Source organism: Thioalbus denitrificans (assembly GCF_003337735.1).
In the GTDB taxonomy this organism is placed as follows: Bacteria; Pseudomonadota; Gammaproteobacteria; order DSM-26407; family DSM-26407; genus Thioalbus; species Thioalbus denitrificans.
On sequence record NZ_QPJY01000016.1, the window covers coordinates 25,411 to 49,619 of the forward strand.

The following is a 24,209-nucleotide window of genomic DNA, read 5'->3' on the forward strand; positions in this document are numbered from 1 at the left end:
CCCGGCGGCGGAGGTTCAGCCCATGGGTACCTCGATGGCGAGCACCCGGGCCTCCCCGTCCGCCGCGATCTCCACGGCGCCGGCCTCCTCGAGTCCCAGGGCATCCCGCCGCCGCAGCCGCTCTCCCGCCGCCTCCACGCTGCCCTCGATGACGAACAGGTAGACGCCGTTGCCGGGCTGGTGCGGGGTGTAGGTGACCCGGCCCCCGGCCTCCAGGTCGGCCAGGGAGAAAAAGGCGTCCTGGTTGATGACGATGGAGTCCTCGCGTGCGGCTCCGGGACGTGTACGGTTTCTGACCCCGCGGACCGGCACTGATTCAGGGGGCATTGATTCCGGGGCCCGGGGTGTCGTACACCTGTACGGATTTTCGGACCGGCAAGGAGAGAAGATGAAGGAGAGCCTCAGGCCCGGCATCGAGTACGAGCACCGCTTCACCGTCACCGATGCCAAGACCGTCCCCGCCCTCTATCCCGAGGCGCCCGAGTTCCAGGCGATGCCCGCGGTATTCGCCACCGGCTTCATGGTGGGGTTCCTGGAGTGGGCCTGCATCAGGGCGGTGAATCCCCACCTCGACTGGCCCGCCGAGCAGACGGTGGGCACCCATGTGGACGTGAGCCATACCGCCGCCACGCCGGCGGGATTCGAAGTGACCGCGAAAGTCCGGCTGGTGGAGGTGGACGGCCGGCGGCTGGTGTTCGAGGTGGAGGCCCACGACGGGGTCGACCTGATCACCAAGGGGACCCACGAGCGGTTCGTCATCGACAGCCGGCGCTTCGGCGAGCGGCTGGCGCGCAAGGCCGGCGGCGGAGACGGGGCATGAGCCGGTTCGACCGCGTGCGCCTGGTGGTGCTGGTGGTCGCCGCCGCCGCGGCGCTCGCCTCCTGCACATTCCGGTTCGGCGCCCGGGAGCAGGGGGCGGAGGCGGTGGACGTGGAGCAGCGGAGTGCCGAGGCGGCCTCCGGCACCCCGTCGGCCTCCGGCGCCGCCGCGGCCCCGGCCCCGGCGAAGGTCGAGGCGGAGGCCGCGCCCGCTCCGGCGGCCGGCCCGGCGGACGGCATCGTGGCCTATGCCTGTCCCGACGGATTCACCTTCGCCGCCCGCATCCTGCCGGAGCGGGCCTGGCTGTTCCTGCCCGGCGAGGTCCGTGAGCTGCCGGCCGCGCCCGCCGCCTCCGGCGCCCGCTATGCCGAGGGGGGGACCGACTTCCGGAGCGAGGGCGGGGAGGTGCTGCTGCAGTCGGGCGCCACGGTCCACAGCGGCTGCCGGCCCGATCCGGCGCGCACGCCCTGGGAGAAGGCGAAGCTGGAGGGGGTGGATTTCCGGGCCGTGGGCAACGAACCCGGCTGGAGCCTGGAGATCACCCTGGACGGCGCCACGCGCTTCGTCACCGACTACGGCCAGAGCTGGTACACCTTTCCCACCCCGGAGCCCCGGGTCGACCGGATCCGCGCCCAGAGCTGGTACCAGGCCAGCGCCGGCGGACACACCCTGGAGGTGCTGCTGGAGGGGCGCGAATGCGCGGACAGCATGAGCGGCGAGGTCTTCGCCGTCACGGTCCGGGTCACCCTGGACGGGCGCGACTACAACGGCTGCGGCCGGGCGCTGTTCTGAGTTCCGCCTCCTCTACGCTCGTTTTCGAACGTGCCCATGGTGCGGCAGGGGCGGGCGCGGCATCCCCGGCTCAGGCGGACAGGCCGGGCTTTCAGCGCGGTTTCAGGTGCCTGCGGTATGGTCTCCTCCAGAACCTGCAAGACAATCCCGGGAGGGAGCTTCCATGCCATATCGAGCGCTATTCATTTTCCTTGTCCTGTCCGGCGCCCTGGTCGGCACCGCGGCGGCCCAGACCGCCGGCGGCGAGGCCGGCGAGACCTACTCCCTGCATGACAGCAACCGCGACGGCTACGTGGATCGGGAGGAGTTCCGGGGCTTTCTCGAGCGCCGCCGCCAGCCCGATCCCTATGCGCACCTGTGGGTCTTCGAACAGGTGGACGCCGACGGTGACGGGCGGCTCTCCGGAGAGGAGATGTCCCTGACCCTGCAGAAGGAGCTGGCCGAGCGCCTCCAGCGGCGCAAATAAACCATTATTGCCATGGGGTTGCGTGTCGCTGGCGCCTCCGCCCGGAGTTGCGGGCGCACCGGGGATGGCCTATAAGTCGAGACAGTGGATGCAGGTGGCCGCGGGTGATTCCAGCGCAAGGAGGGTGCCATGCAGGACGCGGAGGCGGTGCCGGCGGATATGCTCGACAGGATTACCGGCGCGCTGGATGCCGCCCTGCGTGTGCGTGACGGCTATACCCATTCCCACTGCGGCCGGGTGGTGACGCTGGCCCTGGAACTCGGCCGGACGGTGGGGCTCAGCCGGGCCGCGCTGCGCCTGCTCGGGACCTGCGCCCGTTTCCACGATATCGGCAAGATCGGGATTCCGGACGAGATACTGCGCAAGCCGGGCCCCTTGAGCGGGGCGGAGTACGAGCGCATCAAGAGCCACTCCCGCATCGGCGCCTCCATCATCGGCCAGGTGGATGCGCCCGACATGGACGAGTGCGCCCGCATCATTCTCCACCACCACGAGCACTTCAACGGCAACGGCTACCCGGACGGGCTCACGGGCGACGAGATACCCCTGTGCTCGCGCATCATCGCCCTCGCCGACACCTACGACGCCCTGACCAGCAGGCGCAGCTACCGGGATTCCATGCCCGCTGGAGGGGCGCTCGCCGCCATGCGGGGGGAGGTGGGGCTGCAGTTCGATCCGCGCTTCGCGGAACGCTTCTTCCGCATGCTGGGAGCCTGAGCAGGGTCCCGCCCGGCCATGGGGCCATGGCCGGCGGGAGCCCGTCGCGGGTCAGTCGAGGCGCTTCACGCCGTCCTTCGTGCCCATCAGCAGCAGGTCGGCGGCGCGGCAGGCGAAGATGCCGTTGGTGACCACCCCGGTGATCATGTTGAGGGTCTCCTCCAGCTTCACCGGCTCCATGATGCGCAGGCCGTGGACATCGAGGATGACATTGCCGTTGTCGGTGGTGAAGCCCTCGCGCAAAACCGGCTCGCCGCCCAGCTTGACCAGCTCGCGGGCCACGTAGCTGCGCGCCATGGGAATCACCTCCACCGGCAGCGGGAAGGCGCCGAGGACGTCCACGAGCTTGGTCTCGTCGGCCACGCAGACGAACTTCCTCGCCACCGCGGCCACGATCTTCTCCCGGGTGAGGGCCCCGCCGCCGCCCTTGATCATGTGCATGTGGCGGGTGATCTCGTCGGCGCCGTCCACGTAGACGGAGAGCTCGTCGACGCTGTTCAGGTCCAGTACCGGGATGCCGTGGGCCTTGAGCCGGTCGGCGCTGGCCACCGAGCTGGCCACGGTGCCCTCGATGCGGCCCTTGATGCTGGCCAGCGCATCGATGAAATGGTTGGCGGTGGAGCCGGTGCCCACGCCCACGATAGTGCCGCTCTCCACGTACTCCAGGGCCGCCCAGCCCGCGGCCTTCTTCAGTTCGTCCTGGGTCATGTCTGGTGTTCGTCCTCTGCAGTGGTCTGGCCACCCCGGCCATGCCGGCCCGGGTTGGCGGATAGGGAAACGTTGATTCGATCCCGTTGCGGCCGCGCTGGCGCCGGTCCGACGGGCTCCCGGGGGCTGAAAAGAGTACGGGCCCGCAGCCGCCGCGCCAAGCTGCGGCGCACAAAGGGGCCGCCGGCCGGCCCGCGCCGCCCCGGATTCCGGGCGGCCGGCTTTGTGCCGGGGGGGCTGCATCCTGTATCTTGTCAGGCTTGGCTGATATTCCATCTTAAACGCATGTCCACCAGATACCTCAAGAAAATCCTCTCCGCCCGCGTCTACGACGTGGCGCACGAGACCCCGCTGGACGAGGCGCCGCTCATCTCCCGGCGCCTGGAGAACCGCGTGCTCATCAAGCGCGAGGACCTGCAGCCGGTCTTTTCCTTCAAGCTGCGCGGCGCCTACAACAAGATCATCGGCCTGTCCGAGGAGGCCCGGGAGCGGGGGGTCATCGCCGCCTCCGCGGGCAACCATGCCCAGGGCGTGGCCCTGGCGGCGAAGCGCCTCGGCATCAAGGCGCTCATCGTGATGCCGCGGACCACGCCGGACATCAAGGTCAACTCGGTACGGGCGCGCGGGGCCCGGGCGATCCTGCACGGCGACGTCTACGACGAGGCCTACCAGCATGCCATGGCCCTGGCGGAGGAGAAGGGGCTCACCTTCATCCACCCCTACGACGACCCGGAGGTGATCGCCGGCCAGGGCACCATCGGCATGGAGATCCTGCGCCAGCACAACGGTCCGCTGGACGCCGTGTTCGTGCCGGTGGGCGGCGGCGGGCTCATCGCCGGGGTGGCCGCCTACATCAAGTACGTGCGCCCGGAGGTGAAGGTGATCGGGGTGGAGCCCGAGGACGCGCCCACCCTGCACCACGCCCTGCGCGCCGGCCGGCGGGTGGTGCTGGACCAGGTGGGCATCTTCGCCGACGGCGTGGCCGTGCGCCAGATCGGCAAGGAGACCTTCCGCGTGGCGCGCAAGACCGTGGACGAGGTCATCCTGGTCTCCACCGACGAGATCTGCGCCGCCATCAAGGACATCTTCGACGACACCCGCTCCATCGCCGAGCCGGCCGGGGCCCTGGGCGTGGCGGGACTGAAGAAGTACGTGGAGCGGACCGGCGCCAGGGAGCAGACGCTGGTGGCCATCGACAGCGGCGCCAACGTCAACTTCGATCGCCTGCGCCATGTCTCCGAGCGCGCCGAGCTGGGCGAGCGGCGCGAGGCGGTGGTGGCCGTCACCATCCCCGAGCGGCCCGGCAGCTTCAAGCTCTTCTGCCAGGCCATCGGCCGCCGCGGCATCACTGAGTTCAACTACCGCATGGCAGATCCCGACCAGGCCCACATCTTCGTGGGCGTGCAGCTCTCCCGCGGCGACGAGGAGCGCGAGGAGCTGCTGGCCATGCTCGCGGAGAAGGGCTTCCCGGTCCTGGACATGACCGACAACGAGATGGCCAAGCTGCACATCCGCCACATGGTGGGCGGGCGCGGCCACCAGGTGACCGACGAGGTGCTCTACCGGTTCGAGTTCCCGGAGCGGCCCGGGGCCCTGCTCAAGTTCCTCTCCACCCTCGGCACCCGCTGGAACATCAGCCTGTTCCACTACCGCAACCACGGCGCCGCCTATGGCCGGGTGCTGATGGGGGTGCAGGTGCCCGCGGAGGAGCGGGACCAGTTCCAGGTCTACCTCGACCGCATCGGCTACCCCTGCCAGGAGGAGACCGGGAACCCCGCCTACCGGATGTTCCTGAGCTGAGTGTCTCCAGGGCGTTAACGCAAAGACGTAAAGACGCCGAGACGCAAAGGCGCCAAGCAAGAAGATTGACTGTTTGTGTTGGACCGCCTGGCAGGGCCGTGCCGGGGGCGATGGCCGGAGCTTCGGTCGACGCCGTCCGATTCACCACGAAGACACGAAGTGCACGAAGCAACACGAAGAAAGAGGCAAATGCCGATCGAGGCCCTGTCGACAGGTCTTCCGACTCCCTTCGTGACCTTCGTGCCTTCGTGGTGGAGTGCTTCTTTCTGGAAACGTCCCCCGTTACACCTAACCCGCCCCGGGCAAGGCAGGTCGTTCAACTCGGGTGCAAAAAAACCTCGTTTCCCTTGGCGTCTTCGCGCCCTTGCGTCTTCGCGTTGAATCTCTATCCACGCCGGCCTACTCGAGGCCGAGAATGAACTCCCAGTGCTCCGGGGCCACCGGCATCACCGACAGGCGGTTGCCCTTGCGCACCAGGGGCATCCCCTCCAGCTCCGGGTGCTCCTTCAGCTCGGCCAGGGTGATGGTCCGCTCGAGCCGGCGCTTGAACTTCACGTCCACCATGTACCAGCGGGGATTGTCGGGATCGCTCTTCGGATCGAAATACTTCGTGTCCGGATCGAAGGCGGTGAAGTCCGGGTAGCCCTCGCGGACGATCTCGACGATGCCGACGATGCCGGGTTCCGCGCAGTTGGAGTGGTAGAGGAACGCCAGATCCCCTTTGCGCATCCCGTCGCGCATCATGTTGCGGGCCTGGTAGTTGCGCACCCCGTCCCAGTGCTCGGTGCGCTTCGGCATCTTCATCAGGTGATCGATGCCGAACACATCGGGCTCGGACTTGAACAGCCAGTAATTCACGTCGCCTCCTGTCATGGATGCCCCGCCGGGGGGATGAAATGCGGGCAGTATAGGGGATTTCCGACTTTCCCACTCGGTTGGCCGTGCCGGGCTGTGCCGGATATGGCGCAAACAGTGAACCTGCCTGTTGCATAGCCCCGGGGTTGTGTATATATATAAACCCGTTTTATGTCCGGTTGCTCCAGGGTGCGCAGAGACCCGGAGCGGACATCGGAACAGTGCGGGACTCTGTCGGTGGATTTCATGGAGTGAAGCCCGGCGGCAGGCAGATGCGGGGACGAAGAGCGGCATGACAGCCGCCTGTAACCCTGCGGGTTGGCGTAACAAGGCATCATTCTGGAGGCGTGTACGGATGAAACGGCGCAAACCCGATCTGTTGTTCCTGCTGGCCCTGATCGTGGGGCTGGGGGTCGTGGTGACCGGTTATACGCAGGAGTTGATGGAACGGCCTGCACCAACGGTCAGCGCGAGCCGGTAGGAACAATCACGAAAAAACCCGCTCCGGCGGGTTTTTTCTTGGCCCCGGCCGCTCTTCCGCCCTCAGCCGGCGCGCGGCGCGCCGCCGGCGTAGCACTCCGCTTCCGTCACGATCCCCTCCAGCGGTATGTCCCAGCCGGCGTGTGGCAGCGCCGCGACCTTCTGCAGCTCGTAGGCCATCCCCACCAGGCGCGGCTTGAGCCAGCGCCGGCGCCGGCGCAGGTAGGCGAAGGTGCGGTCATAGTAGCCCCCGCCCATGCCGAGCCGGTTGCCCAGCGGATCGAAGGCCACCAGCGGGGTGAGCACCAGGTCCAGGGCCCAGGCCGGCTGCAGGCGCCAACTGGCGTGGACCGGTTCCGGGATGCCGAAACGGTTGCCGGCCAGCGGTTCCCCCGGGCGCCAGTCCACGAACCAGAGGCGGTTGCCGGTGACCGGCGAGAGGACCGGCAGGTAGCAGGTCTTGCCGGCCGCCCAGGCCCGCTCCATGACCGGCCAGGGATCGAGCTCGCCGTCGTTGGCGAGATAGCAGGCGATGCGGCGGGAGTTGCGGAACCAGTCGGTGCGGGCCAGGTTGCCGGCCAGCCGCTCGGCGGCCTCGCGGCGTTCGCGTTCACTGAGGCCGCGGCGCGCGGCACGCATCTGTCGGCGCAATTGGGCGCGGGTGGTCATGGGGTGATGTCGGTGCAGGGGCAAGGCTTCGCGTCTGACCGCCCAGCGACTCGCTGATGGCCGATTTGCGGGTCAAGGGCAGGGCAAGGCAGGAATGGAGACACTCCCCGGAGGCGCCGCTGCAGGTATCGGCCTTGAACCCAGAGGTTCAGGTGGGGGCCGTAGCCGTGTATCAGGCTGCCCGCGCGCAGCGGGTGTGCACAACAACACTGCAAGGTGGCCCCCAAGGCGTTACTTATCGGCTCAAGAGACTTAGTCCTGCTGGCGAACGTCCCAGGGAGTGCCTGGTTCCTTTATAACTCGATCTGCCTGCCTTTGTTAAGTGCATCTTCGATTTTGTTCTGCAGGATCTGGATGCGCGACTGCATGGTGTCCGTGTAATCGGACTTCTGTCCCTTCAGATCCAGCAGCTCGTGGGCGATGTTGAGCGCCGCCATGACGGCGATGCGATCCAGCCCGATCACCTTGCCGCGATCGCGGATCTCGCGCATCTGCCGGTCCAGGTAGTGGGCCGACTTGAGCAGCGCGTCGCGTTCGTCTTCCGGGCAGACCACCCGGAACTCCTTGTCGAGGATGTTGACGGTGACGGCGGTGGCGTCAGAGGGCTGCATCACTCGCGCTCCATGGATTTCAGCCGCTGCAGGATGCCTTCCACCTTCATGCGCGCCTGCTCGTTCTTCTCGATGAGGTGCGCCCGCTCGGTGGTCAGGCTTGCCTGCTGGGAGCGCAGGGAGCGGTTCTCCTCGCGCAGCCGCTCGCACATCTGGATGAGCTCGTGGATGCGGAACTCCAGGGTCCTGAGATCGATCTCTGCCATGGCGTCTGACCGTGGTCCGGGGGGTGGGTTCGGGGCATGGGTGACAGGCTTTCAATATAGAAGGGCGCCGAAGTGGGGTCAATCCGGGCCGGCCCGGACCCGGTTCAGCCGGGTGGTGCAGGGTGATACGATAAGCCTCCGACCCGACCGCACCCGGAACAGTGACCCGCCATGAGCTCCGAGCACACCCTCCTGATCGAACGCGTGGCCACGGCCCTCGCGCAGCCCCAGGCCGTCGCCGCGGAGGCCCAGGGGATGCTGTGCGGCCTCATCTGCGCACTCGGCGAGAAGGTCAGCCCCCACGGCTGGCGCGACCAGGTGCTGGAGGGGCACCAGGGCGTGGCGCCGGGCCAGGAGCAGGCTCTCCAGTCGCTGTTCGAGACGACGCGCAAGGAGTTCTTCAGCGAGGACCTCTCCTTCCAGCCCCTGCTGCCCGGCGACGGTGTCGCGCTGGAGCAGCGGGCGGAAGCGCTCGGCCACTGGTGCGAGGGGTTCCTCATCGGGCTCGGGCTCGGCGGCGTCTCCCGCACCGAGAGGCTTCCCGCCAGCGCCCGCGAGGCGCTTACGGACATGGGCGAGATCGCCCGCCTCGACTTCGACACCGGCGACGGGGACGAGGAGCAGGAGTCCGCCTACGCCGAACTGGTGGAGTACGTGCGCATGGGCGCGCTGCTGGTCTATGACGAGCTTGCCGATGTGCGCCGCCGCGCCGCCGCCAAGACCCACTGAGCAATGCCGGACCCCATGATGAACAGCAAGGAATTCGCCCGCCGCCGCCGCCGCCTGATGCAGATGATGGGGCGCGGCAGCATCGCCATCCTGCCCACCGCGCCGCAGAAGCACCGCAACCGCGATACCGAGTATCCCTATCGCCCCGACAGCGACTTCTACTACCTGACCGGGTTCCCCGAGCCGGAGGCGTGCCTGGTGCTGGTGCCGGGGCGCGGGCACGGCGAGTACATCCTCTTCAACCGCGAGCGCGATCCGGAGCAGGAGACCTGGACCGGGCGCCGGGCCGGCCAGGAGGGCGCCTGCGAGCGCCACGGGGCCGACGACGCCTTCCCCATCACCGACATCGACGACATCCTGCCCGGGCTGATGGAGGACAAGGCGCGGGTCTACTACGCCATGGGCTGCGACCCGGAGTTCGACCGGCGGGTGATGGAGTGGCTCAACCGGGTGCGTTCCAAGTCCCGCGCCGGGGTGCACACGCCGGCGGAGTTCGTGGCCCTGGATCACCTGCTGCACGACATGCGCCTGTACAAGAGCCGCGGCGAGCTGAAGGCCATGCGCACCGCCGCCCGCATCTCCGCCGACGCCCACATCCGGGCCATGCGCGCCTGCCGGCCGGGGCTGATGGAGTACCAGGTGGAGGCGGAGATCCTGCACGAGTTCATGCATGGTGGCGCGCGCTCGCCGGCCTACCCCTCCATCGTCGCCGGCGGCGACAACGCCTGCATCCTCCACTACACGGAGAACAGCGCCGAGCTGCGCGACGGCGACCTGCTGCTCATCGACGCCGGCGCCGAATACGACTGCTATGCCGCCGACATCACCCGCACCTTCCCGGTGAACGGCCGCTTCAGCGGACCGCAGAAGGCCCTCTACGATCTGGTGCTGGCCGCCCAGGCCGCCGCCATCGCCCAGGTGCGCCCGGGCAACCACTGGAACGCGCCCCACGAGGCCGCGGTGCGGGTACTGACCGAGGGGCTGGTGGAGCTGAAGCTGCTCAAGGGCTCGGTGGACGGGCTCATCGAGAACGGCGCCTTCCGGCGCTTCTACATGCACCGCACCGGCCACTGGCTGGGCATGGACGTCCACGACGTGGGCGACTACAAGGTGGGCAACGCCTGGCGCGAACTGGAGCCGGGGATGGTGATGACCGTGGAGCCGGGACTCTACGTGGCCGCGGGCAGCAGGGGCGTGGCCAAGCGCTGGCAGGGGATCGGCATCCGCATCGAGGATGACGTGCTGGTGACGCGGGAGGGCGGCGAGGCGCTGACCGACGCCGCGCCCAAGGCGGTGGACGAGATCGAGGCATTGATGAAGGGCTAGTTTCGGATCGCGGGCATGGAGTGGCGGGGCCGATCCCACATGCCGCCCTCGTGGCCCGAACAGAACTGGCGAACGGCTAATCAAAGCAATCGGAAGCGGCTCAAGCGCCGCGGAGTACCGGAACATGCAGGCGGATCCTCGCAACTCGCAACTCGAAACCGGAAACCCGGCCTACGACATCGCCATCGTGGGCGGCGGGCTCTCGGGCAGCAGCCTGGCCTGCGCCCTGGCCGGGTGCGGGCTGCGCATCGCGGTCATCGAGTCGGCCCCGCCGGCGGAGGACGGCGCCCCGGCGGCGTTCGACGAGCGGGTGCTGGCACTGGCCTACGGCAGCCGCCGGATCCTCGACGGGCTGGGCGTGTGGGCCGGGCTGGCCGCCGCGGCCGCGCCCATCCGCCGCATCCACGTCTCCGACCGCGGCCACTTCGGCTGCGTGCGCCTCGATGCGGCGGAGGAGGGGGTGGAGGCGCTCGGCTACGTGCTGCCCATGCGGCCGCTGGGGCGGGCCCTGGCCGCCGCGGCGCGGGCGGCCGCCGGCGTCGACTACCTCAACCCCGCCCGCTGCACCGCCGCCGGGCTGACCCCGGAGCTGGCCACCCTGACCCTGGAAACCCCGGCGGGTGAGCGCACCCTGACCGCCCGGCTGCTGGTGGTGGCCGACGGCGGCCGCACGGGGCTGCAGGAGAGTCTCGGCATTCGCACCAGCGTGCGCGACTACGGCCAGAGCGCCATCATCGCCAACGTGGCGACGGAGTATCCCCACGAGGGGGTGGCCTACGAGCGCTTCACCGACACCGGCCCCCTGGCGCTGCTGCCCCTCGACGGGCACCGCTGCGCCCTGGTCTGGAGCGTGCCGCCGGACCAGGCCGGGGAGATCGCGGCGCTGCCCGACGCGCGCTTCCTGGAGCGGCTCCAGGCGCGCTTCGGAGAGCGCCTGGGCCGCTTCACGGCGGTGGGCGAGCGCCACGTCTATCCGCTGCGCCTGACGCAGGCGGGCGAGTGGGCCCGGCCGCGCCTGGTGCTGGTGGGCAACGCCGCCCACACGCTGCACCCCATCGCCGGGCAGGGATTCAACCTGGGGCTGCGGGACGTGGCGGTGCTGGCGGAGGTGCTGGCCGAGGCCGCCCGGGCCGGCGACGATCCGGGCAGCGCCGCGGTGACCCGCGCCTACGCCCGGCGCCGGCGCGTGGACCTGCGCCGCACCATCGGCCTGACCGATGCGCTCGCCCGGCTCTTTTCCAACGACCTGCCGCCGCTGGTGCTGGTGCGTGACCTGGGGCTGGTGGGCATGGGGCTCGTCCCGGGGCTGCGTCACTGGCTGGCGCGGGTGACCATGGGACTGGCCCGCCCCATCCCGCGCCTGGCGGGGGGGCGGCCCCTGTGCCACGCCGGGGACGCGGGCGATATCAGTGGCCAGTAGCCGGTAGCCAGTGGCCAGTGACGGTTCTTCCTGGCGTGATTGGCGCCTGGGTGAGAGCGACCGCGGTTTTCGGCTGATTGAACGACATAATGACCGGCCCGGCATGACCGGCCGTGGAGCGGACCATGCAGGCGAACCCTCAGAACCAGAAACCCGAACCCCGGAACTCCACCTATGACATCGCCATCGTCGGCGGCGGCATGGTGGGCGCCGCCCTTGCCTGCGCCCTGGGCGGCAGCCGCCTGCGGGTGGTGCTGGTGGATGCCGGGCCCGAGCCGGAGCCGCCCGCGGGCGGGGAGTACGATCTCCGCGTCTCGGCCGTCACCCGGGCCTCCGAGCGGATCTTCCGCGCCCTGGGCGCCTGGGAGGGGATGGTGTCGCGGCGCGTGGCCCCCTACCGCGAGATGCATGTCTGGGACGCCGTCGGCGGGTCCGGCGGCATCCACTTCGACTGCGCCGAGCTCGGCGAGGACAACCTCGGCTACATCATCGAGAACCGGGTGATCCGCGCGGCGCTGCTGGAGCGCCTGCGCGAACACGGCAACGTGGAATGCCGCTTCGGCACGTCCCTGACCGGGCTGCGCCGCCTCGACGAGGAGGCGGTGCTGAGGACCGGCGGCGGCGAGATCCGCGCCCGGCTGGTGGTGGGGGCCGACGGCGCCCGCTCCTGGGTCCGCGACCAGGTCGGCGTGGCGGTGGAGGGGTGGGACTACGGCCACACGGCCATCGTGGCCACCGTGCAGACCGCCGAGCCCCACGGCGAGACCGCGCGGCAGCGGTTCCTGCCCGAGGGCCCGCTCGCCTTCCTGCCCCTCGGCGAGCCCCGCACCTGCTCCATCGTCTGGTCCACCGGGCACGCCCACGCCGAGGCGCTGCTGGCCCTGGACGAGGGGGAGTTCCGGGCCGAGCTCGAGGGCGCCTTCGGGTCAGCGCCGGGCGCCGTGACCCGGGTGGGGCCGCGGGCGGGATTCCCGCTGCGCATGCGTCACGCCGAGCATTACGTGGTGGAGCGCGTGGCCCTGGTGGGCGATGCGGCCCACACCATCCACCCGCTCGCCGGGCAGGGGGTGAACCTGGGGCTGCTCGACGCGGCCACCCTGGCCGAGGTGCTGCTGGCGGGGACCGCCGCCGGGCGCGACCCGGGCGGCCTCGCCACCCTGCGCCGCTATGAGCGCTGGCGGCGCGGCGACAACCTGCTCATGATCGCCGCCATGGAGGGATTCAAGCGGCTGTTCGCCGGCAGCCTGTCGCCGCTGGCCTGGGCCCGCAACCTGGGGCTGGAGATCACCGATCGGCTGCCGCCGCTCAAGGCGCTGTTCATGCGCCGCGCCCTGGGGCTCGGCGGCGACCTGCCGCGGCTGGCGCGGGGACTGCCGCCGGGCGAGGCCGCCTGAAACCGCCCCGGGCAGGTGAACATTTGTTTCAGGCCGTCACGGGATTCACCATGGAGGCACGGAGCCCACGGAGAATGGCGGTGTATTGATGCACCGTTGTCGACTGTGATGGTTCCGGCCCGAAGCGTGTGTTCTCCGGCACTTTTATCCTCCGTGGGCTCCGTGTCTCCGTGGTGGATGGCTGCTTTATCCGAATCGAACGGACAGGCATCGGCCGCGGCGGACGGGAATGGGCCGAAGGCGTACCGGCGCACTTTGACCGGGGGCGGGGCTCCGCTATAGTCGCGGATCTACAATCTGGCGGAAGGGGACCGATGGACAAACGTACCGTGCTCTACGACCGGCATGTGGCGCTGGGCGCCCGGCTGGTGGATTTCGCCGGCTGGGCGATGCCCGTGCACTACGGCTCCCAGATCGAGGAGCATCACGCCGTGCGCACCGCCGCGGGCATGTTCGACGTCTCCCACATGACCATCGCCGACCTGCGCGGGGAGCGGGTGCGGGAGTTCCTGCGCCACCTGCTGGCCAACGATGTGGAACGGCTCCAGGTCCGCGGCAAGGCCCTCTACAGCTGCATGCTGAATGAGCGCGGCGGCGTGGTGGACGACCTCATCGTCTACTATCTGGAGGACGACTTCTTCCGCATGGTGGTCAACGCCGCCACCCGCGACAAGGACCTGGCCTGGATCGGGGCGCGCGCCCGGCCCTTCGACGTGGAGCTGCGGGAGCGGCGCGATCTCGCCATGATCGCCGTCCAGGGCCCCGAGGCCCGGGAGAAGGTCTACGCGGCGCTGGACCCGGCGCAGGCCGATCGCGCCCGCACGCTGCGTCCCTTCAGCGGCGTGGATGCCGGCGGCGTGTTCGTCGCCCGCACCGGCTATACCGGCGAGGACGGCTTCGAGATCCTGCTGCCCGAGGAGCGGGCCCCGGCCCTGTGGACCGACCTCCAGGAGGCGGGTGTACGGCCCTGCGGGCTCGGCGCGCGCGACACCCTGCGGCTGGAGGCGGGCATGTGCCTCTACGGCAGCGACATGGACGAGGAGACCTCGCCCCTGGAGTCGGGCCTGGGCTGGACCGTGGCCTGGGAGCCGGCCGAGCGGGATTTCGTCGGCCGCGCCGCGCTGGAGGCGCAGCGCGCGGCGGGCGTGGAGCGCCGCCAGGTGGGGCTGGTGCTGCAGGATCGCGGCGTGCTGCGCGGCCACCAGCGGGTGGTCGTGGAGGGCGCGGGGGAGGGCGAGGTCACCAGTGGCGGCTTCTCCCCGACCCTCGGCGTGGGGATTGCGCTGGCCCGCGTGCCGGCGCGGATCGGCACCGAGTGTCAGGTGGAAATTCGCGGCCGGCTGCATCGGGCCAGCGTGGTGAAGCCGCCTTTCGTGCGGCATGGCAAGCGTGTCTACAGTGTCTGAGACGACCGGAGAGTCATCATGAGTGAAGTGCCTGAGGGCCTTAAATATACCAGCAGCCACGAGTGGGTCCGCGCCGAGTCGGACGGCACCGTGACCGTGGGCATCACCGACCATGCCCAGGAGCTGCTGGGCGACCTGGTGTTCGTGGAGCTGCCGGAGGTGGGGCGCGGCGTCGGCGGCGGCGAGGAGTGCGGGGTGGTGGAGTCGGTGAAGGCCGCCTCCGATGTCTACAGCCCGCTGGCCGGCGAGATCACCGCGGTCAACGGGGCGCTGACCGACGCGCCCGAGCTGGTGAACCAGTCCCCGTTCGCCGACGGCTGGCTGTTCCGCCTGCGTCCGGCCGACAGCGCCGCGCTGGACAAGCTGCTGGACGCGAAGGCCTACCAGGCACAGCTGGACGACGAGGCCTGACACCGGTGCGCCGCCCTGCCGCGGCGCACCCGCCCTGAAAAGCGCCGGAACGCGACCATGCCCTTCATTCCCCATACCGACACCGACATCCGCGCCATGCTCGAGGCCATCGGGGCCGCCGACGTGGAGGCGCTCTTCGACGAGATCCCCGCCGCACTCCGGGCCGAAGTGCCGGAGAGCGTGCCCGGGGCGGCGGTGGAGATGGAGGTGGGGCGGCTGCTGCGGGATCGGGCCCGGCAGGACGGCACGCCGCTGTGCTTCATCGGCGCCGGCGCCTACGAGCACCACATCCCCGCGGCGGTCTGGGAGATCGTCACCCGCGGCGAATTCATGACCGCCTACACCCCCTACCAGGCCGAGGCCAGCCAGGGCACCCTGCAGGTGGTCTACGAGTTCCAGAGCATGATGGCGGCGCTGACCGGGCTCGAGGCGGCCAACGCCTCCCTCTACGACGGCGCCTCGGCCCTGGCCGAAGCGGTGCTGATGGCGGTGCGCGCCAACCGCCGCTCCAGGTCCCGGCGGGTGCTCCTGCCCGCCAGCGTGCACCCGGCCTATCGCAGCGTGGTGCGCACCATCGTCCGCCACCAGGGCATCGAGCTGGTGGAGATACCCTTCGATCCCGCTCACGGCCATGTGGATCCCGCGGCGCTGGACGGGTACGCGGGCGGCGAGGTCACCGCCGTGGTGATCCCCCAGACCAACTTCTTCGGCGTGCTGGAGGAGGTGGACGCCCTGACCGACTGGGCCCACGCCAACGGCGCGCTCGCCATCGCGCTGGCCAACCCCGTGGCGCTGGCCCTGCTGAAGCCGCCGGGGCAGTGGGGCGGCAAGGGCGCGGACATCTGCTGCGGCGAGGGCCAGCCGCTGGGGGTGCCGCTCTCCTCGGGCGGCCCCTACTTCGGCTTCATGACCTGCCGCATGGAGCACGTGCGGCAGATGCCGGGCCGCATCGTCGGGCGCACCGTGGACCTGGAGGGGCGGCCGGGCTTCACCCTGACGCTGCAGGCGCGCGAGCAGCACATCCGCCGCGCCAAGGCCACTTCCAACATCTGCACCAACCAGGGGCTGATGGTCACCGCCGCCACCATCCACATGGCGCTGCTGGGCGCCGAGGGCCTGCGCCGGGTGGCCGCGGCATGCCACGCCAATACCCGCGCGCTGGCCGAACGGCTCACCGCGCTGCCGGGGGTGGAACCCGTCTTCGACCGGCCCTGTTTCCACGAGGTGGCCCTGCGCCTGCCGCTGCCGGTGGGCGAGACGCTGCGGGCGCTCGGCGCCCAGAACCTGCTCGGCGGCTACGACCTCTCCGGACCCTACCCGGAGCTGGGCCAGTCGCTGCTGGCCTGCGCCACCGAAACCAAGACCCCGGCCGACCTCGACGCCTACGCCGAGCATCTCGGCCGCATCATCCAGAAGCGCAACCCGGTGAAGTGCCCCATCCAGCCCAAGTGGTAGGCGCCGGAAACGGGCGCGCACCCGCGCTGACTGCAACCCGACCGATGGACAAAGGAGAGACCCGATGGCAACAGTGACACTGCAGGGCAACCCCATCCACACCAACGGCGACCTGCCCGAGCTGGGCAGCACCGCGCCCGATTTCGTCCTGGTGGACAAGGACCTGGCCGATCGCTCCCTGTCCGACTACGCCGGCAAGACCAAGCTCATCAACATCGTCCCCAGCCTGGACACCCCGGTGTGCGCCATCTCCACCAAGAAGTTCAACGAGGCCGCCGCCGGCCGTGACGACCTGGCGGTGCTGGTGGTCTCCGCCGACCTGCCCTTCGCCTCCGGCCGTTTCTGCACCAGCGAGGGGGTGGAGAACGCGGCCACCCTGTCCATGATGCGCAGCCGCAACTTCGCCAAGGACTACGGCGTGCTGATCACCGACGGCCCCCTGTCCGGCATCACCGCCCGCGCCGTGGTGGTGCTGGATGGCGACAACAAGGTCGTCTACACCCAGCTGGTGCCCGAGATCGCCCAGGAGCCCGACTACGAGGCCGCCCTGGCGGCCGCCAACGGGTAACGGATGCAGGCACAGCGAGGCGTGACGGGGGGCGTCCGCGCTTCCCCGTCACGCCTCGATGCGGATGGCCCGACGCCACAACCGATACATTCCCGACGGAACACCGGATCCCGGCCCCTCAACCGACCGACGCCATGCTCATTTTCGACCAGTCCAGCCCGGGCCGCCGGGCCACCTCACAGGCGCCGTCGGCCGTTGCCGCGGTCGACGACATACCCGCGGCCTTTCTGCGCAGCGAACCCCCCGGCCTGCCGGAGGTTTCCGAGCTGCAGGCGGTGCGCCACTACACCCGGCTGTCGCAGAAGAACTTCTCCATCGACACCCACTTCTACCCGCTGGGGTCGTGCACCATGAAGTACAACCCGCGGGCGGCGAACCGCTTCGCGCTGCTGCCGGAGTTCCTGGCCCGCCACCCGGAGGCGCCGGAGAGCCACAGCCAGGGCTTCATGGCCTGCGCCTTCGAGCTGCAGGAGATGCTGCGGGCGATCACGGGCATGGCGGCGGTGTCGCTGGCGCCCATGGCCGGCGCCCAGGGCGAGTTCGCCGGGGTGGCCATGATCCGCGCCTACCACGACGCCCGCGGCGACACGGCGCGGGCGGAGATGCTGGTGCCCGACGCGGCCCACGGCACCAATCCCGCCTCGGCGGTGATGTGCGGCTACAAGGTCCGCGAGATTCCCACCGACGACCAGGGCGACGTGGACCTCGAGGCCCTGCGCGCGGCCGTGGGGCCCCAGACCGCCGGCATCATGCTCACCAATCCCTCCACCCTGGGGGTGTTCGAGCGCCGCATCACCGAGATCGCCCGCATCGTCCACGAGGCCGGCGGCCTGCTCTACTACGACGGGGCGAACCTCAACGCCATCCTCGGCAAGGTGCGTCCCGGCGACATGGGCTTCGATGTCATCCACCTGAACCTGCACAAGACCTTCGCCACCCCCCACGGCGGCGGCGGGCCCGGCGCCGGGCCGGTGGGGGTGAGCCGGCGGCTGGCGCCGTACCTGCCCATTCCCATGGTGGCCCGCGACGATGACGAGTACCGCTGGCTGGACGAGGACGACCGGCCGGAGAGCATCGGCCGCATGGGCGCCTTCGCCGGCAATGCCGGCGTGATCCTGCGCGCCTGGGTCTATGCGCGCCTCATCGGCCGCGGGGGCCTGACCCGGGTCGCCGATTTCGCCACCCTGAACGCCAACTACCTGCAGGCGGGCCTGCGCGAGGCCGGCTTCGAGCTGGCCTTCCCGGAACGGCGCGCCACCCACGAGTTCATCGTCACCCTGAAGCGCGAGGCCCGTTCCTTCGGCGTCTCCGCCATGGATTTCGCCAAGCGGCTGCTGGACTACGGCCACCATGCGCCCACCACCTACTTCCCGCTGCTGGTGCCCGAGTGCCTGCTCATCGAGCCCACCGAATCGGAGAGCAGGGAGGCCCTGGACGCCTTCGTGGAGGCGCTGGTGAAGATCCGGGCCGAGGCGGAGAGCCAGCCGGAGCTGGTGAAGGGCGCGCCCTACACCCTGCCGGTGCGGCGCCTCGACGACGTCCGCGCCGCCCGCGATCTCGACCTGGCCTGGAAGCCGGGGACGGGTCACGAGTGAGGATGGCGCGCCATCATTCCCGGCACCCGGGAGTGCGAATCCGCCCGTTGGCGCAGGGGACGCGCCGGCTCCGGAACCTCGACCCGAAAACTGGCACTAACAACTGAATACCGATGGCATCGTCCGCTACCGGCCTGACCCGCATCATCAACGCCGCCGGCTATTCGCTGGCCGGGCTGCGGGCGGCGTTCCGCAACGAGGCGGCGTTCCGCCAGGAGTTGCTGCTGGTGGCGCTGGCGGTGCCCCTGGCCTGCTGGCTGGGCGACACCGGCATCGAGCGGGCCCTGATGATCGGCGCGGTGGGCAGCGTGCTGGTGGTGGAACTGCTCAACTCGGCGGTGGAGTCGGTGGTGGACCGCATCGGCCCCGAGCACCATGAGCTGGCCGGGCGCGCCAAGGACCTGGGATCGGCGGCGGTGCTCGTGTGCCTGCTGCTGGCCGCAGTGGTGTGGGGACTGGTCCTGCTCGGCTAGTCCGACCCGGCGCGCCGGACCGCCCGGGCATCTTACCGACCGGCGGCTCGCCCGCAGGGAGTCCCCCGAAAGCGCCATGACTGCGTTGCAGCGCTTGACAAGGGAACAACCATTGCCTGCGCACCGCGCCTTGTCCTGGCACTTTCGGGGGGCTCTGAAAGTACTCTCCAAGAGTGACGCAGCACACTAGCTGCCCATTTTCCAATCTGGGAACCGAACATGGCCCTGCAACGGAAGCTCTCACCGACGCGCTCAGCCGCCGTCCTGGCGCTGACCCTCTCCGTTCTCTCCCTCGTCGCCTGCAAGTGGCCCTGGTCCGACGCGGCCACCGACGGCGCCATCCGCCTCTCCGGGACCGTGGACGCCCGTGAATACGACCTGGCCTTCCAGGTGGGCGGGCGGATCAGCGAGCTCGCGGTGGACGAGGGGGACGCGGTCAACGCCGGCCAGGTGGTGGCGAAGCTCGATGATCACGATTTCACCCTGGCGCTGGAACGTGCCCGCGCCGAGGCCAGGGCGGCGGAAGCGGCGCTGGCGGCCCTGCGCGCCGGCAGCCGTAGCCAGGAGGTGGCCGCGGCCCGGGCCACCCTGGACCGGGCCCGGGCGGAGCAGCGCTATGCCGAGGCGGAGGTGAAGCGCATGCGGGACCTGGTGCCGCGCCAGCTGGCCTCACGGGAGGACCTGGACCGGGCCGACCGGCAGCGGGACGTGGCCGCGGCGGGGGTGGAGGAGGCGCGCCAGCGCCTGGAGCTGCTGGTGGAGGGGACGCGCCAGGAGGATATCGACCGCGCGGCGGCGGAGGCGGCGGCGCGCCGGGCCGCGGCCGAGAGCGCCGCGCGGCAGCTGGAGTACGCCACCCTGGAGAGCCCCGCGGCGGGCGTGGTCAGCGTGCGCATGGCCGACCTCGGCGAGGTGTGGCAGCCGGGCCAGACGGCGCTGCGGGTCACGCAGCTGGAGCGGCCCTGGGTGCGGGCCTACCTCACGGAGCCGGATCTGGCGCGGGTGCGGATCGGGATGCCGGCCGAGGTGCGGGTGGACGGCCAGCCCGACCGGGTCTTCTCCGGGCGCCTGACCTTCATCTCGCCCGAGGCGGAGTACACCCCCAAGACCGTGGAGACCCGCGCCCTGCGGGTGGACCTGGTCTACCGGGTCAAGGTGGAGGTGGACAACCCGGAGGGGCTGCTCAAGGTGGGCATGCCCGCGGATGTGAGCCTGGAGCCCGTGGCATCGCCGTGAGCGCGCCGCTCATCGAGCTGGAGGATCTCCGCTTCGCCTACGGCGCCGAGGCGGTGTTGCACGGCGTGGCCTTCCGGGTGGAGCGGGGCGAGGTGTTCGGGCTGGTGGGCGCCGACGGCGCCGGCAAGACCACGCTGCTGCGCCTGGCGGTGGGGCAGCTGGCCCCGGCCGGCGGGCGGGTCCGGGTGCTGGGCGGCGCGCCCGCCGATCCCGGCCTGCGGGCGCGCGTCGCCTACATGCCCCAGGGCTTCGGCCTGTATGCCGATCTCTCCGTGGCCGAGAACCTCGCCTTCTTCGCCGATCTCCACGGCCTGCGCCGCGACGATGCGCAGGCCCGGGCGGCGGATCTGCTCCGGCGCACCGGGCTGGCGGGTTTCGAGGCGCGGCGGGCCGGCCAGCTCTCCGGCGGCATGATGCAGAAGCTGGCGCTCGCCTGTGCCCTGATGAGCCGCCCCGAGGTGATGTGCCTCGACGAGCCCACCACCGGCGTGGATCCCCTCTCCCGGCGGGCCTTCTGGGAGCTCCTGGACGGGGTGCGCGCCGAGGGCATGACCATTCTCTACGCCACCGCCAACATGGACGAGGCGGAGCGCTGCGACCGGGTGGCCATCCTGGAGGCGGGGCGCATCGTGCACCAGGGGGCGCCGGAGGCGCTGGCCCGGGTGGAGGGCTCCGTCCTGGTGGCGGTCTCCGGTCCCGGGGCGCGCGGGCGCCGCGGGGAGGTGGCGGCCCTGGACGGGGTGGAGCAGGTGTTCCCCGTGGGGGCGCGGCTGCATGCCTGGCTCTCCGCCTCCACCCCGCCGGTGGCCTTCGCCGCGGCGCTGGCGCGGATCGATCCGGCGCTCGCCGCGGAGCCGGCGTCGCCCACGCTGCAGGACGCGGTGCTGCGCCTGGCGCTGGGCAACGGACGGGAGGACGGGGCGTGACCCGCGCGGCCGCCACCGCAGCCACCGGGACGATGATCGCCGCCGAGGGGCTGACGCGCCGCTTCGGCAGCTTCACCGCGGTGGACGGCGTCGCCCTGGCGGTGGCTGCCGGCGAGGTGTTCGGGCTGCTGGGCGCCAACGGCGCCGGCAAGACCACCACCATCCGCATGCTCTGCGGCCTGCTGCCGCCCACGGCCGGGAGCATGGAGGTGGCGGGGGTGGACATGGTGCGCCACCCGCGCCGCGCCCGGGCGCGCATCGGCTACCTGGCCCAGCGCTTCGCCCTCTACGGCGAGCTCAGCACGGCGGAGAACCTGGCCCTGCAGGCGGGGCTCTACGGCCTGACCGGGCGCCGGCGCCGGGAACGGCTGGCCTGGGGGCTGGAGCACATGGGGCTGGCGGAGCATGGCCGGACCCTGGCCCGGGATCTGCCCCTGGGCTTCCAGCGGCGCCTCTCCCTGGCCGCGGCCCTGCTGCACCAGCCCGACGTGCTGTTCCTGGACGAGCCCACCTCGGGCGTGGATCCCCTGGCCCGCCAGCAGTTCTGGGAGCTCATCTACGAGCTGGCCGAGGGGGGAATGGGCATCCTCGTCACCACCCACTACATGGACGAGGCGGCCTTCTGCGACCGCCTGGCGCTGATGGATGCCGGGCGCATCGTGGCCGAGGGCAGCCCGGCGGAGCTGGTGGCGCGGCCGCTGCCCACCCCCATCCTCGAGGTGCGCATGGCCCGCTGCAACGAGTGCGCCGGCGCGCTGGCCCGCTGGGAGGAGGTGCGCGAGGTGATCCCCCACGCCGGTTCCCTGCGCGTGCGCCTGGAGCCGGGCGCGGACCCGGCGGCGGTGCGGGCGCGGATCGCCGCGCTGGCGCGGGAGCGCGGCCTGGAGCTGGAGCGGGTGGCGGCGGCGGAGCCCGACCTGGAGGATGTCTTCGTGGCCGTGCTGGAGGGGCAATGAACCTCCAGCATGTCCGGGCCATGGCGCGCAAGGAGTGGTGGCACCTGCTGCGCGATCCCCGCAGCCTGGCGCTGATGCTGCTGATGCCGGCCATGCTCCTGTTCCTGTTCGGCTACGCCATCCGGCTCGATGTGACCGAGGCGCCCATCGGCGTGCTGCAGGAGTCGAACGACGCCGTGTCGCGGGATTTCACCGCCCGTCTCGACGCCAGCCATGCCTTCGCGGTGGTCGATCGCTTCCACGATCGCCGCGCCCTCACCGACGCCGTCCAGCACGGCGAGATCTGGGCCGGGCTGGTCATCCCCCGCGATTTCGCCGCGGCGCTCGGGCAGGGCGATGCGCGGCTGCAGCTCATCCTCGACGGGGTGGATGCCAATACCGCGCGCCTGGTGCGCAACTACACCCTGGCGCTGGTGAACGACTACGCCATGGAGCAGGGCGGCGTGCCGCCGCTGGAGATCCGCAACCGGGTCTGGTTCAACGAGGCGAGCGAGAGCCGGCTGGCGGTGGTGCCCGGGGTCATCGCGGTGGTGATGGCGGTCATCGGCGCGCTGATGACCGCGCTCACCGCGGCGCGGGAGATGGAGCTCGGGAACATCGTCATGCTGCGCACCACGCCGCTCACCCGCGGGGAGTTCCTGGCCGGCAAGCTGCTGCCCTATTTCGTCATCGGCATGGCGGACTTCCTGGTGGCCGCCGGCGCGGCGGTGTGGCTGTTCGAGGTGCCCCTGCGCGGCTCCTTCCCCGGGCTGCTGGCGGTCTCGGCCCTGTTCCTGCTGGTGGTGATGCTGCAGGGCATGCTCATCTCCATCGCCGCCGGCCAGCAGGTGCTGGCGAGCCAGATCGCCCTCATCAGCTCCTTCCTGCCCGCGTTCCTGCTCTCCGGGTTCATATTCGCCATCGAGAACATGCCCGTGGTGCTGCAGTGGTTCACCCGCATCCTCCCGGCCCGCGCCTATACCACCCTCTCCAAGGCGGTGTTCCTCAAGGGGGTGTCGCCGCTGCTGCTGTGGACCGAGGTGCTGGTGCTCGGCGTCCTGCTGCTGGTGCTGATGCGGGTGGTGCTGCTGCGGGCGCGCAAGCTGGGGCTGCAGTCGTGACCGGCTTCCCGGGTGCCCTGGCGGTGGGGTGGGTGCGGCTGCGGGCGCTGCTGGGCAAGGAGTTCCTGGCGCTGCTGCGGGAGCCGCGCATGCGCTTTTTCGTGCTGGTGCCGCCCCTCATCCAGCTGTTCCTGTTCGGCTACGCCGCGACCTTCGACGTGCGCGAGGCCAGCGTCGGCGTGGTGGACCAGTCCCGGAGCCTCGCCAGCCGCGAGCTGGTGCAGGCCCTGGCGGCGGGCGGCGAGTTCGTGCTCCGGACCTACCCGGACATGGGGGCGGCGGAGGAGGCCATGGACCGCAGCGAGGTGCGCGCCCTGGTGCGCCTGCCCCAGGACTTCGCCACCCGCCCCGTGGTGCAGCTGGTGGCGGACGGCTCCGACTCCAACAGCGCGCTGCTCATCGTCAGTCAGCTCAGCCAGCGCCTGCGCACCCACGCGGCGATTCTCTCCGGCGCCGGCCCGCCGGTGCAGGTGGAGGAGCGGGCCTGGTTCAATCCGAACCTGGACGACCGGCCCTACTTCATGCCCGGCATCATCGCCAACGTGGTGCTCATCGCCACCATGATCCTGACCGCCATGACGGTGGTGCGGGAGCGGGAGGTGGGCACCCTCGAGCGGCTGCTGGTCACGCCCATCGGGCGCTTCGAGTTCCTCATCGCCAAGCTGCTGCCGGTGGCGGCCGTGGGGCTGTTCGACGTGGTCCTGGTCTCCGTCATCACGGTGTACTGGTTCGACGTGCCCTTCCGCGGCAGCTCCACCGCCCTGATGGCGGGCAGCATCCTGTTCCTCACCAGCAGCCTGGGGCTGGGGCTGCTCATCTCCACCTGGTCCAGTACCCAGCAGCAGGCGATGCTGCTGGCGGTGTTCCTGGTGATGCCCATGATCATGCTCTCGGGCTTCGCCTTCCCCATCCGCAACATGCCCGAGGGAGTGCAGCTGGTCACCTGGCTCGACCCCCTGCGCTTCTACCTGGTGGTCATCCGCGACCTGTTCCTGAAGGGCGGGGGGCTCACCGATCACCTGTTCGAGTACGGCATGATGGGCCTGCTCGGCACCGTCTTCCTCCTCCTCAGCGCTCTGCGCCTGCGCTGA

The 24,209-nt window shown here is 70.7% G+C and carries 27 protein-coding genes and 1 other RNA gene; 21 read left to right on the forward strand and 7 right to left on the reverse strand.

The window, feature by feature from the left end; all coding sequences use genetic code 11:
* Window positions 1–15 precede the first annotated feature (15 nt).
* Window positions 16–327 carry a pirin family protein gene (locus DFQ59_RS18350; RefSeq protein WP_147275284.1) on the reverse strand — a complete coding sequence of 104 codons (312 nt, stop codon included), beginning with the start codon at window positions 325–327 and terminating at the stop codon, window positions 16–18.
* A 61-nt stretch (window positions 328–388) separates the two neighbouring features.
* On the opposite strand from DFQ59_RS18350, the gene DFQ59_RS18355 reads away from it, so the two are divergent.
* From DFQ59_RS18355 to DFQ59_RS18370, 4 genes are all read left to right on the forward strand, one after another.
* On the forward strand, window positions 389–820 hold the full coding sequence (locus DFQ59_RS18355; RefSeq protein WP_114281193.1) for a thioesterase family protein: 432 nt from the start codon (window positions 389–391) through the stop codon (window positions 818–820).
* Window positions 817–1,611 (forward strand): COG3650 family protein, encoded by a 795-nt coding sequence (locus tag DFQ59_RS18360; RefSeq protein ID WP_114281194.1) that lies wholly within the window; start codon window positions 817–819, stop codon window positions 1,609–1,611. Before DFQ59_RS18355 ends, DFQ59_RS18360 begins: the two co-directional genes overlap by 4 nt.
* A gap of 163 nt (window positions 1,612–1,774) precedes the next feature.
* Window positions 1,775–2,077, forward strand: coding sequence for an EF-hand domain-containing protein (locus DFQ59_RS18365; protein WP_114281195.1), 303 nt, complete (start codon window positions 1,775–1,777; stop codon window positions 2,075–2,077).
* A 129-nt stretch (window positions 2,078–2,206) separates the two neighbouring features.
* Entirely contained in the window at window positions 2,207–2,794 is a 588-nt protein-coding gene (locus tag DFQ59_RS18370) for an HD-GYP domain-containing protein (protein ID WP_114281196.1), read from the forward strand.
* 51 nt (window positions 2,795–2,845) lie between these two features.
* On the opposite strand, the gene rpiA is transcribed toward DFQ59_RS18370, so the two are convergent.
* On the reverse strand, window positions 2,846–3,502 hold the full coding sequence (gene rpiA / locus DFQ59_RS18375) for a ribose-5-phosphate isomerase RpiA (protein ID WP_114281197.1): 657 nt from the start codon (window positions 3,500–3,502) through the stop codon (window positions 2,846–2,848).
* Between the two features lie 285 nt (window positions 3,503–3,787).
* Here rpiA and ilvA point away from each other — a divergent pair, with 285 nt between their 5' ends.
* The gene (gene ilvA, locus DFQ59_RS18380; RefSeq protein ID WP_114281198.1) at window positions 3,788–5,302 is read left to right on the forward strand and encodes a threonine ammonia-lyase, biosynthetic; all 1,515 of its coding nucleotides are present in this window, start codon (window positions 3,788–3,790) and stop codon (window positions 5,300–5,302) included.
* Between the two features lie 399 nt (window positions 5,303–5,701).
* Here ilvA and DFQ59_RS18385 read toward each other — a convergent pair whose 3' ends face one another.
* The gene (locus tag DFQ59_RS18385; RefSeq protein ID WP_114281199.1) at window positions 5,702–6,160 is read right to left on the reverse strand and encodes an EVE domain-containing protein; all 459 of its coding nucleotides are present in this window, start codon (window positions 6,158–6,160) and stop codon (window positions 5,702–5,704) included.
* 352 nt (window positions 6,161–6,512) lie between these two features.
* Here DFQ59_RS18385 and DFQ59_RS20570 point away from each other — a divergent pair, with 352 nt between their 5' ends.
* Window positions 6,513–6,638, forward strand: a complete 126-nt coding sequence (locus tag DFQ59_RS20570) for a hypothetical protein (RefSeq protein ID WP_281268271.1) — start codon at window positions 6,513–6,515, stop codon at window positions 6,636–6,638.
* Window positions 6,639–6,700: 62 nt separating this feature from the next.
* On the opposite strand, the gene DFQ59_RS18390 is transcribed toward DFQ59_RS20570, so the two are convergent.
* The 4 genes from DFQ59_RS18390 to DFQ59_RS18405 all read right to left on the reverse strand — a co-directional run bounded on the left by DFQ59_RS18390 (window position 6,701) and on the right by DFQ59_RS18405 (window position 8,123).
* On the reverse strand, window positions 6,701–7,306 hold the full coding sequence (locus DFQ59_RS18390; protein WP_114281200.1) for a 5-formyltetrahydrofolate cyclo-ligase: 606 nt from the start codon (window positions 7,304–7,306) through the stop codon (window positions 6,701–6,703).
* Between the two features lie 100 nt (window positions 7,307–7,406).
* A non-coding RNA gene (ssrS, locus tag DFQ59_RS18395) (6S RNA) lies at window positions 7,407–7,589 on the reverse strand.
* Window positions 7,590–7,599: 10 nt separating this feature from the next.
* Window positions 7,600–7,917, reverse strand: a complete 318-nt coding sequence (locus DFQ59_RS18400; protein WP_114281201.1) for a cell division protein ZapA — start codon at window positions 7,915–7,917, stop codon at window positions 7,600–7,602.
* Window positions 7,917–8,123, reverse strand: coding sequence for a TIGR02449 family protein (locus tag DFQ59_RS18405; protein WP_114281202.1), 207 nt, complete (start codon window positions 8,121–8,123; stop codon window positions 7,917–7,919). Before DFQ59_RS18405 ends, DFQ59_RS18400 begins: the two co-directional genes overlap by 1 nt.
* A 171-nt stretch (window positions 8,124–8,294) precedes the next feature.
* On the opposite strand from DFQ59_RS18405, the gene DFQ59_RS18410 reads away from it, so the two are divergent.
* The 15 genes from DFQ59_RS18410 to DFQ59_RS18480 all read left to right on the forward strand — a co-directional run bounded on the left by DFQ59_RS18410 (window position 8,295) and on the right by DFQ59_RS18480 (window position 24,209).
* On the forward strand, window positions 8,295–8,852 hold the full coding sequence (locus DFQ59_RS18410; protein ID WP_114281203.1) for a UPF0149 family protein: 558 nt from the start codon (window positions 8,295–8,297) through the stop codon (window positions 8,850–8,852).
* 18 nt (window positions 8,853–8,870) lie between these two features.
* Window positions 8,871–10,178 carry a Xaa-Pro aminopeptidase gene (gene pepP / locus DFQ59_RS18415; protein WP_114281234.1) on the forward strand — a complete coding sequence of 436 codons (1,308 nt, stop codon included), beginning with the start codon at window positions 8,871–8,873 and terminating at the stop codon, window positions 10,176–10,178.
* A 124-nt stretch (window positions 10,179–10,302) separates the two neighbouring features.
* Window positions 10,303–11,598, forward strand: coding sequence for a 2-octaprenyl-6-methoxyphenyl hydroxylase (gene ubiH / locus DFQ59_RS18420; RefSeq protein WP_114281204.1), 1,296 nt, complete (start codon window positions 10,303–10,305; stop codon window positions 11,596–11,598).
* A 125-nt stretch (window positions 11,599–11,723) separates the two neighbouring features.
* Window positions 11,724–12,992, forward strand: coding sequence for a UbiH/UbiF/VisC/COQ6 family ubiquinone biosynthesis hydroxylase (locus tag DFQ59_RS18425; RefSeq protein ID WP_114281205.1), 1,269 nt, complete (start codon window positions 11,724–11,726; stop codon window positions 12,990–12,992).
* A gap of 314 nt (window positions 12,993–13,306) precedes the next feature.
* Entirely contained in the window at window positions 13,307–14,398 is a 1,092-nt protein-coding gene (gene gcvT, locus DFQ59_RS18430; protein ID WP_114281206.1) for a glycine cleavage system aminomethyltransferase GcvT, read from the forward strand.
* 18 nt (window positions 14,399–14,416) lie between these two features.
* The gene (gcvH, locus tag DFQ59_RS18435; protein ID WP_114281207.1) at window positions 14,417–14,809 is read left to right on the forward strand and encodes a glycine cleavage system protein GcvH; all 393 of its coding nucleotides are present in this window, start codon (window positions 14,417–14,419) and stop codon (window positions 14,807–14,809) included.
* A 57-nt stretch (window positions 14,810–14,866) separates the two neighbouring features.
* A complete protein-coding gene (gcvPA, locus tag DFQ59_RS18440; RefSeq protein ID WP_114281208.1) occupies window positions 14,867–16,264 on the forward strand; it encodes an aminomethyl-transferring glycine dehydrogenase subunit GcvPA in 1,398 nt (465 codons plus the stop codon).
* 64 nt (window positions 16,265–16,328) lie between these two features.
* Window positions 16,329–16,832, forward strand: coding sequence for a thiol peroxidase (gene tpx, locus DFQ59_RS18445; RefSeq protein WP_114281209.1), 504 nt, complete (start codon window positions 16,329–16,331; stop codon window positions 16,830–16,832).
* A 134-nt stretch (window positions 16,833–16,966) separates the two neighbouring features.
* Window positions 16,967–18,427: an aminomethyl-transferring glycine dehydrogenase subunit GcvPB gene (gene gcvPB / locus DFQ59_RS18450; RefSeq protein ID WP_114281210.1), complete on the forward strand. Its 1,461-nt coding sequence runs from the start codon at window positions 16,967–16,969 to the stop codon at window positions 18,425–18,427.
* A gap of 113 nt (window positions 18,428–18,540) precedes the next feature.
* Window positions 18,541–18,900 (forward strand): diacylglycerol kinase, encoded by a 360-nt coding sequence (locus DFQ59_RS18455; RefSeq protein WP_114281211.1) that lies wholly within the window; start codon window positions 18,541–18,543, stop codon window positions 18,898–18,900.
* A gap of 219 nt (window positions 18,901–19,119) precedes the next feature.
* Window positions 19,120–20,136: an HlyD family secretion protein gene (locus tag DFQ59_RS18460; RefSeq protein ID WP_114281212.1), complete on the forward strand. Its 1,017-nt coding sequence runs from the start codon at window positions 19,120–19,122 to the stop codon at window positions 20,134–20,136.
* Window positions 20,133–21,062 carry an ABC transporter ATP-binding protein gene (locus DFQ59_RS18465; protein WP_170142220.1) on the forward strand — a complete coding sequence of 310 codons (930 nt, stop codon included), beginning with the start codon at window positions 20,133–20,135 and terminating at the stop codon, window positions 21,060–21,062. Before DFQ59_RS18460 ends, DFQ59_RS18465 begins: the two co-directional genes overlap by 4 nt.
* Window positions 21,059–22,018 (forward strand): ABC transporter ATP-binding protein, encoded by a 960-nt coding sequence (locus DFQ59_RS18470; RefSeq protein WP_245937323.1) that lies wholly within the window; start codon window positions 21,059–21,061, stop codon window positions 22,016–22,018. Before DFQ59_RS18465 ends, DFQ59_RS18470 begins: the two co-directional genes overlap by 4 nt.
* The gene (locus DFQ59_RS18475; protein ID WP_114281214.1) at window positions 22,015–23,118 is read left to right on the forward strand and encodes an ABC transporter permease; all 1,104 of its coding nucleotides are present in this window, start codon (window positions 22,015–22,017) and stop codon (window positions 23,116–23,118) included. The genes DFQ59_RS18470 and DFQ59_RS18475 overlap by 4 nt, the downstream gene beginning before the upstream one ends.
* Window positions 23,115–24,209, forward strand: coding sequence for an ABC transporter permease (locus DFQ59_RS18480; RefSeq protein ID WP_114281215.1), 1,095 nt, complete (start codon window positions 23,115–23,117; stop codon window positions 24,207–24,209). Before DFQ59_RS18475 ends, DFQ59_RS18480 begins: the two co-directional genes overlap by 4 nt.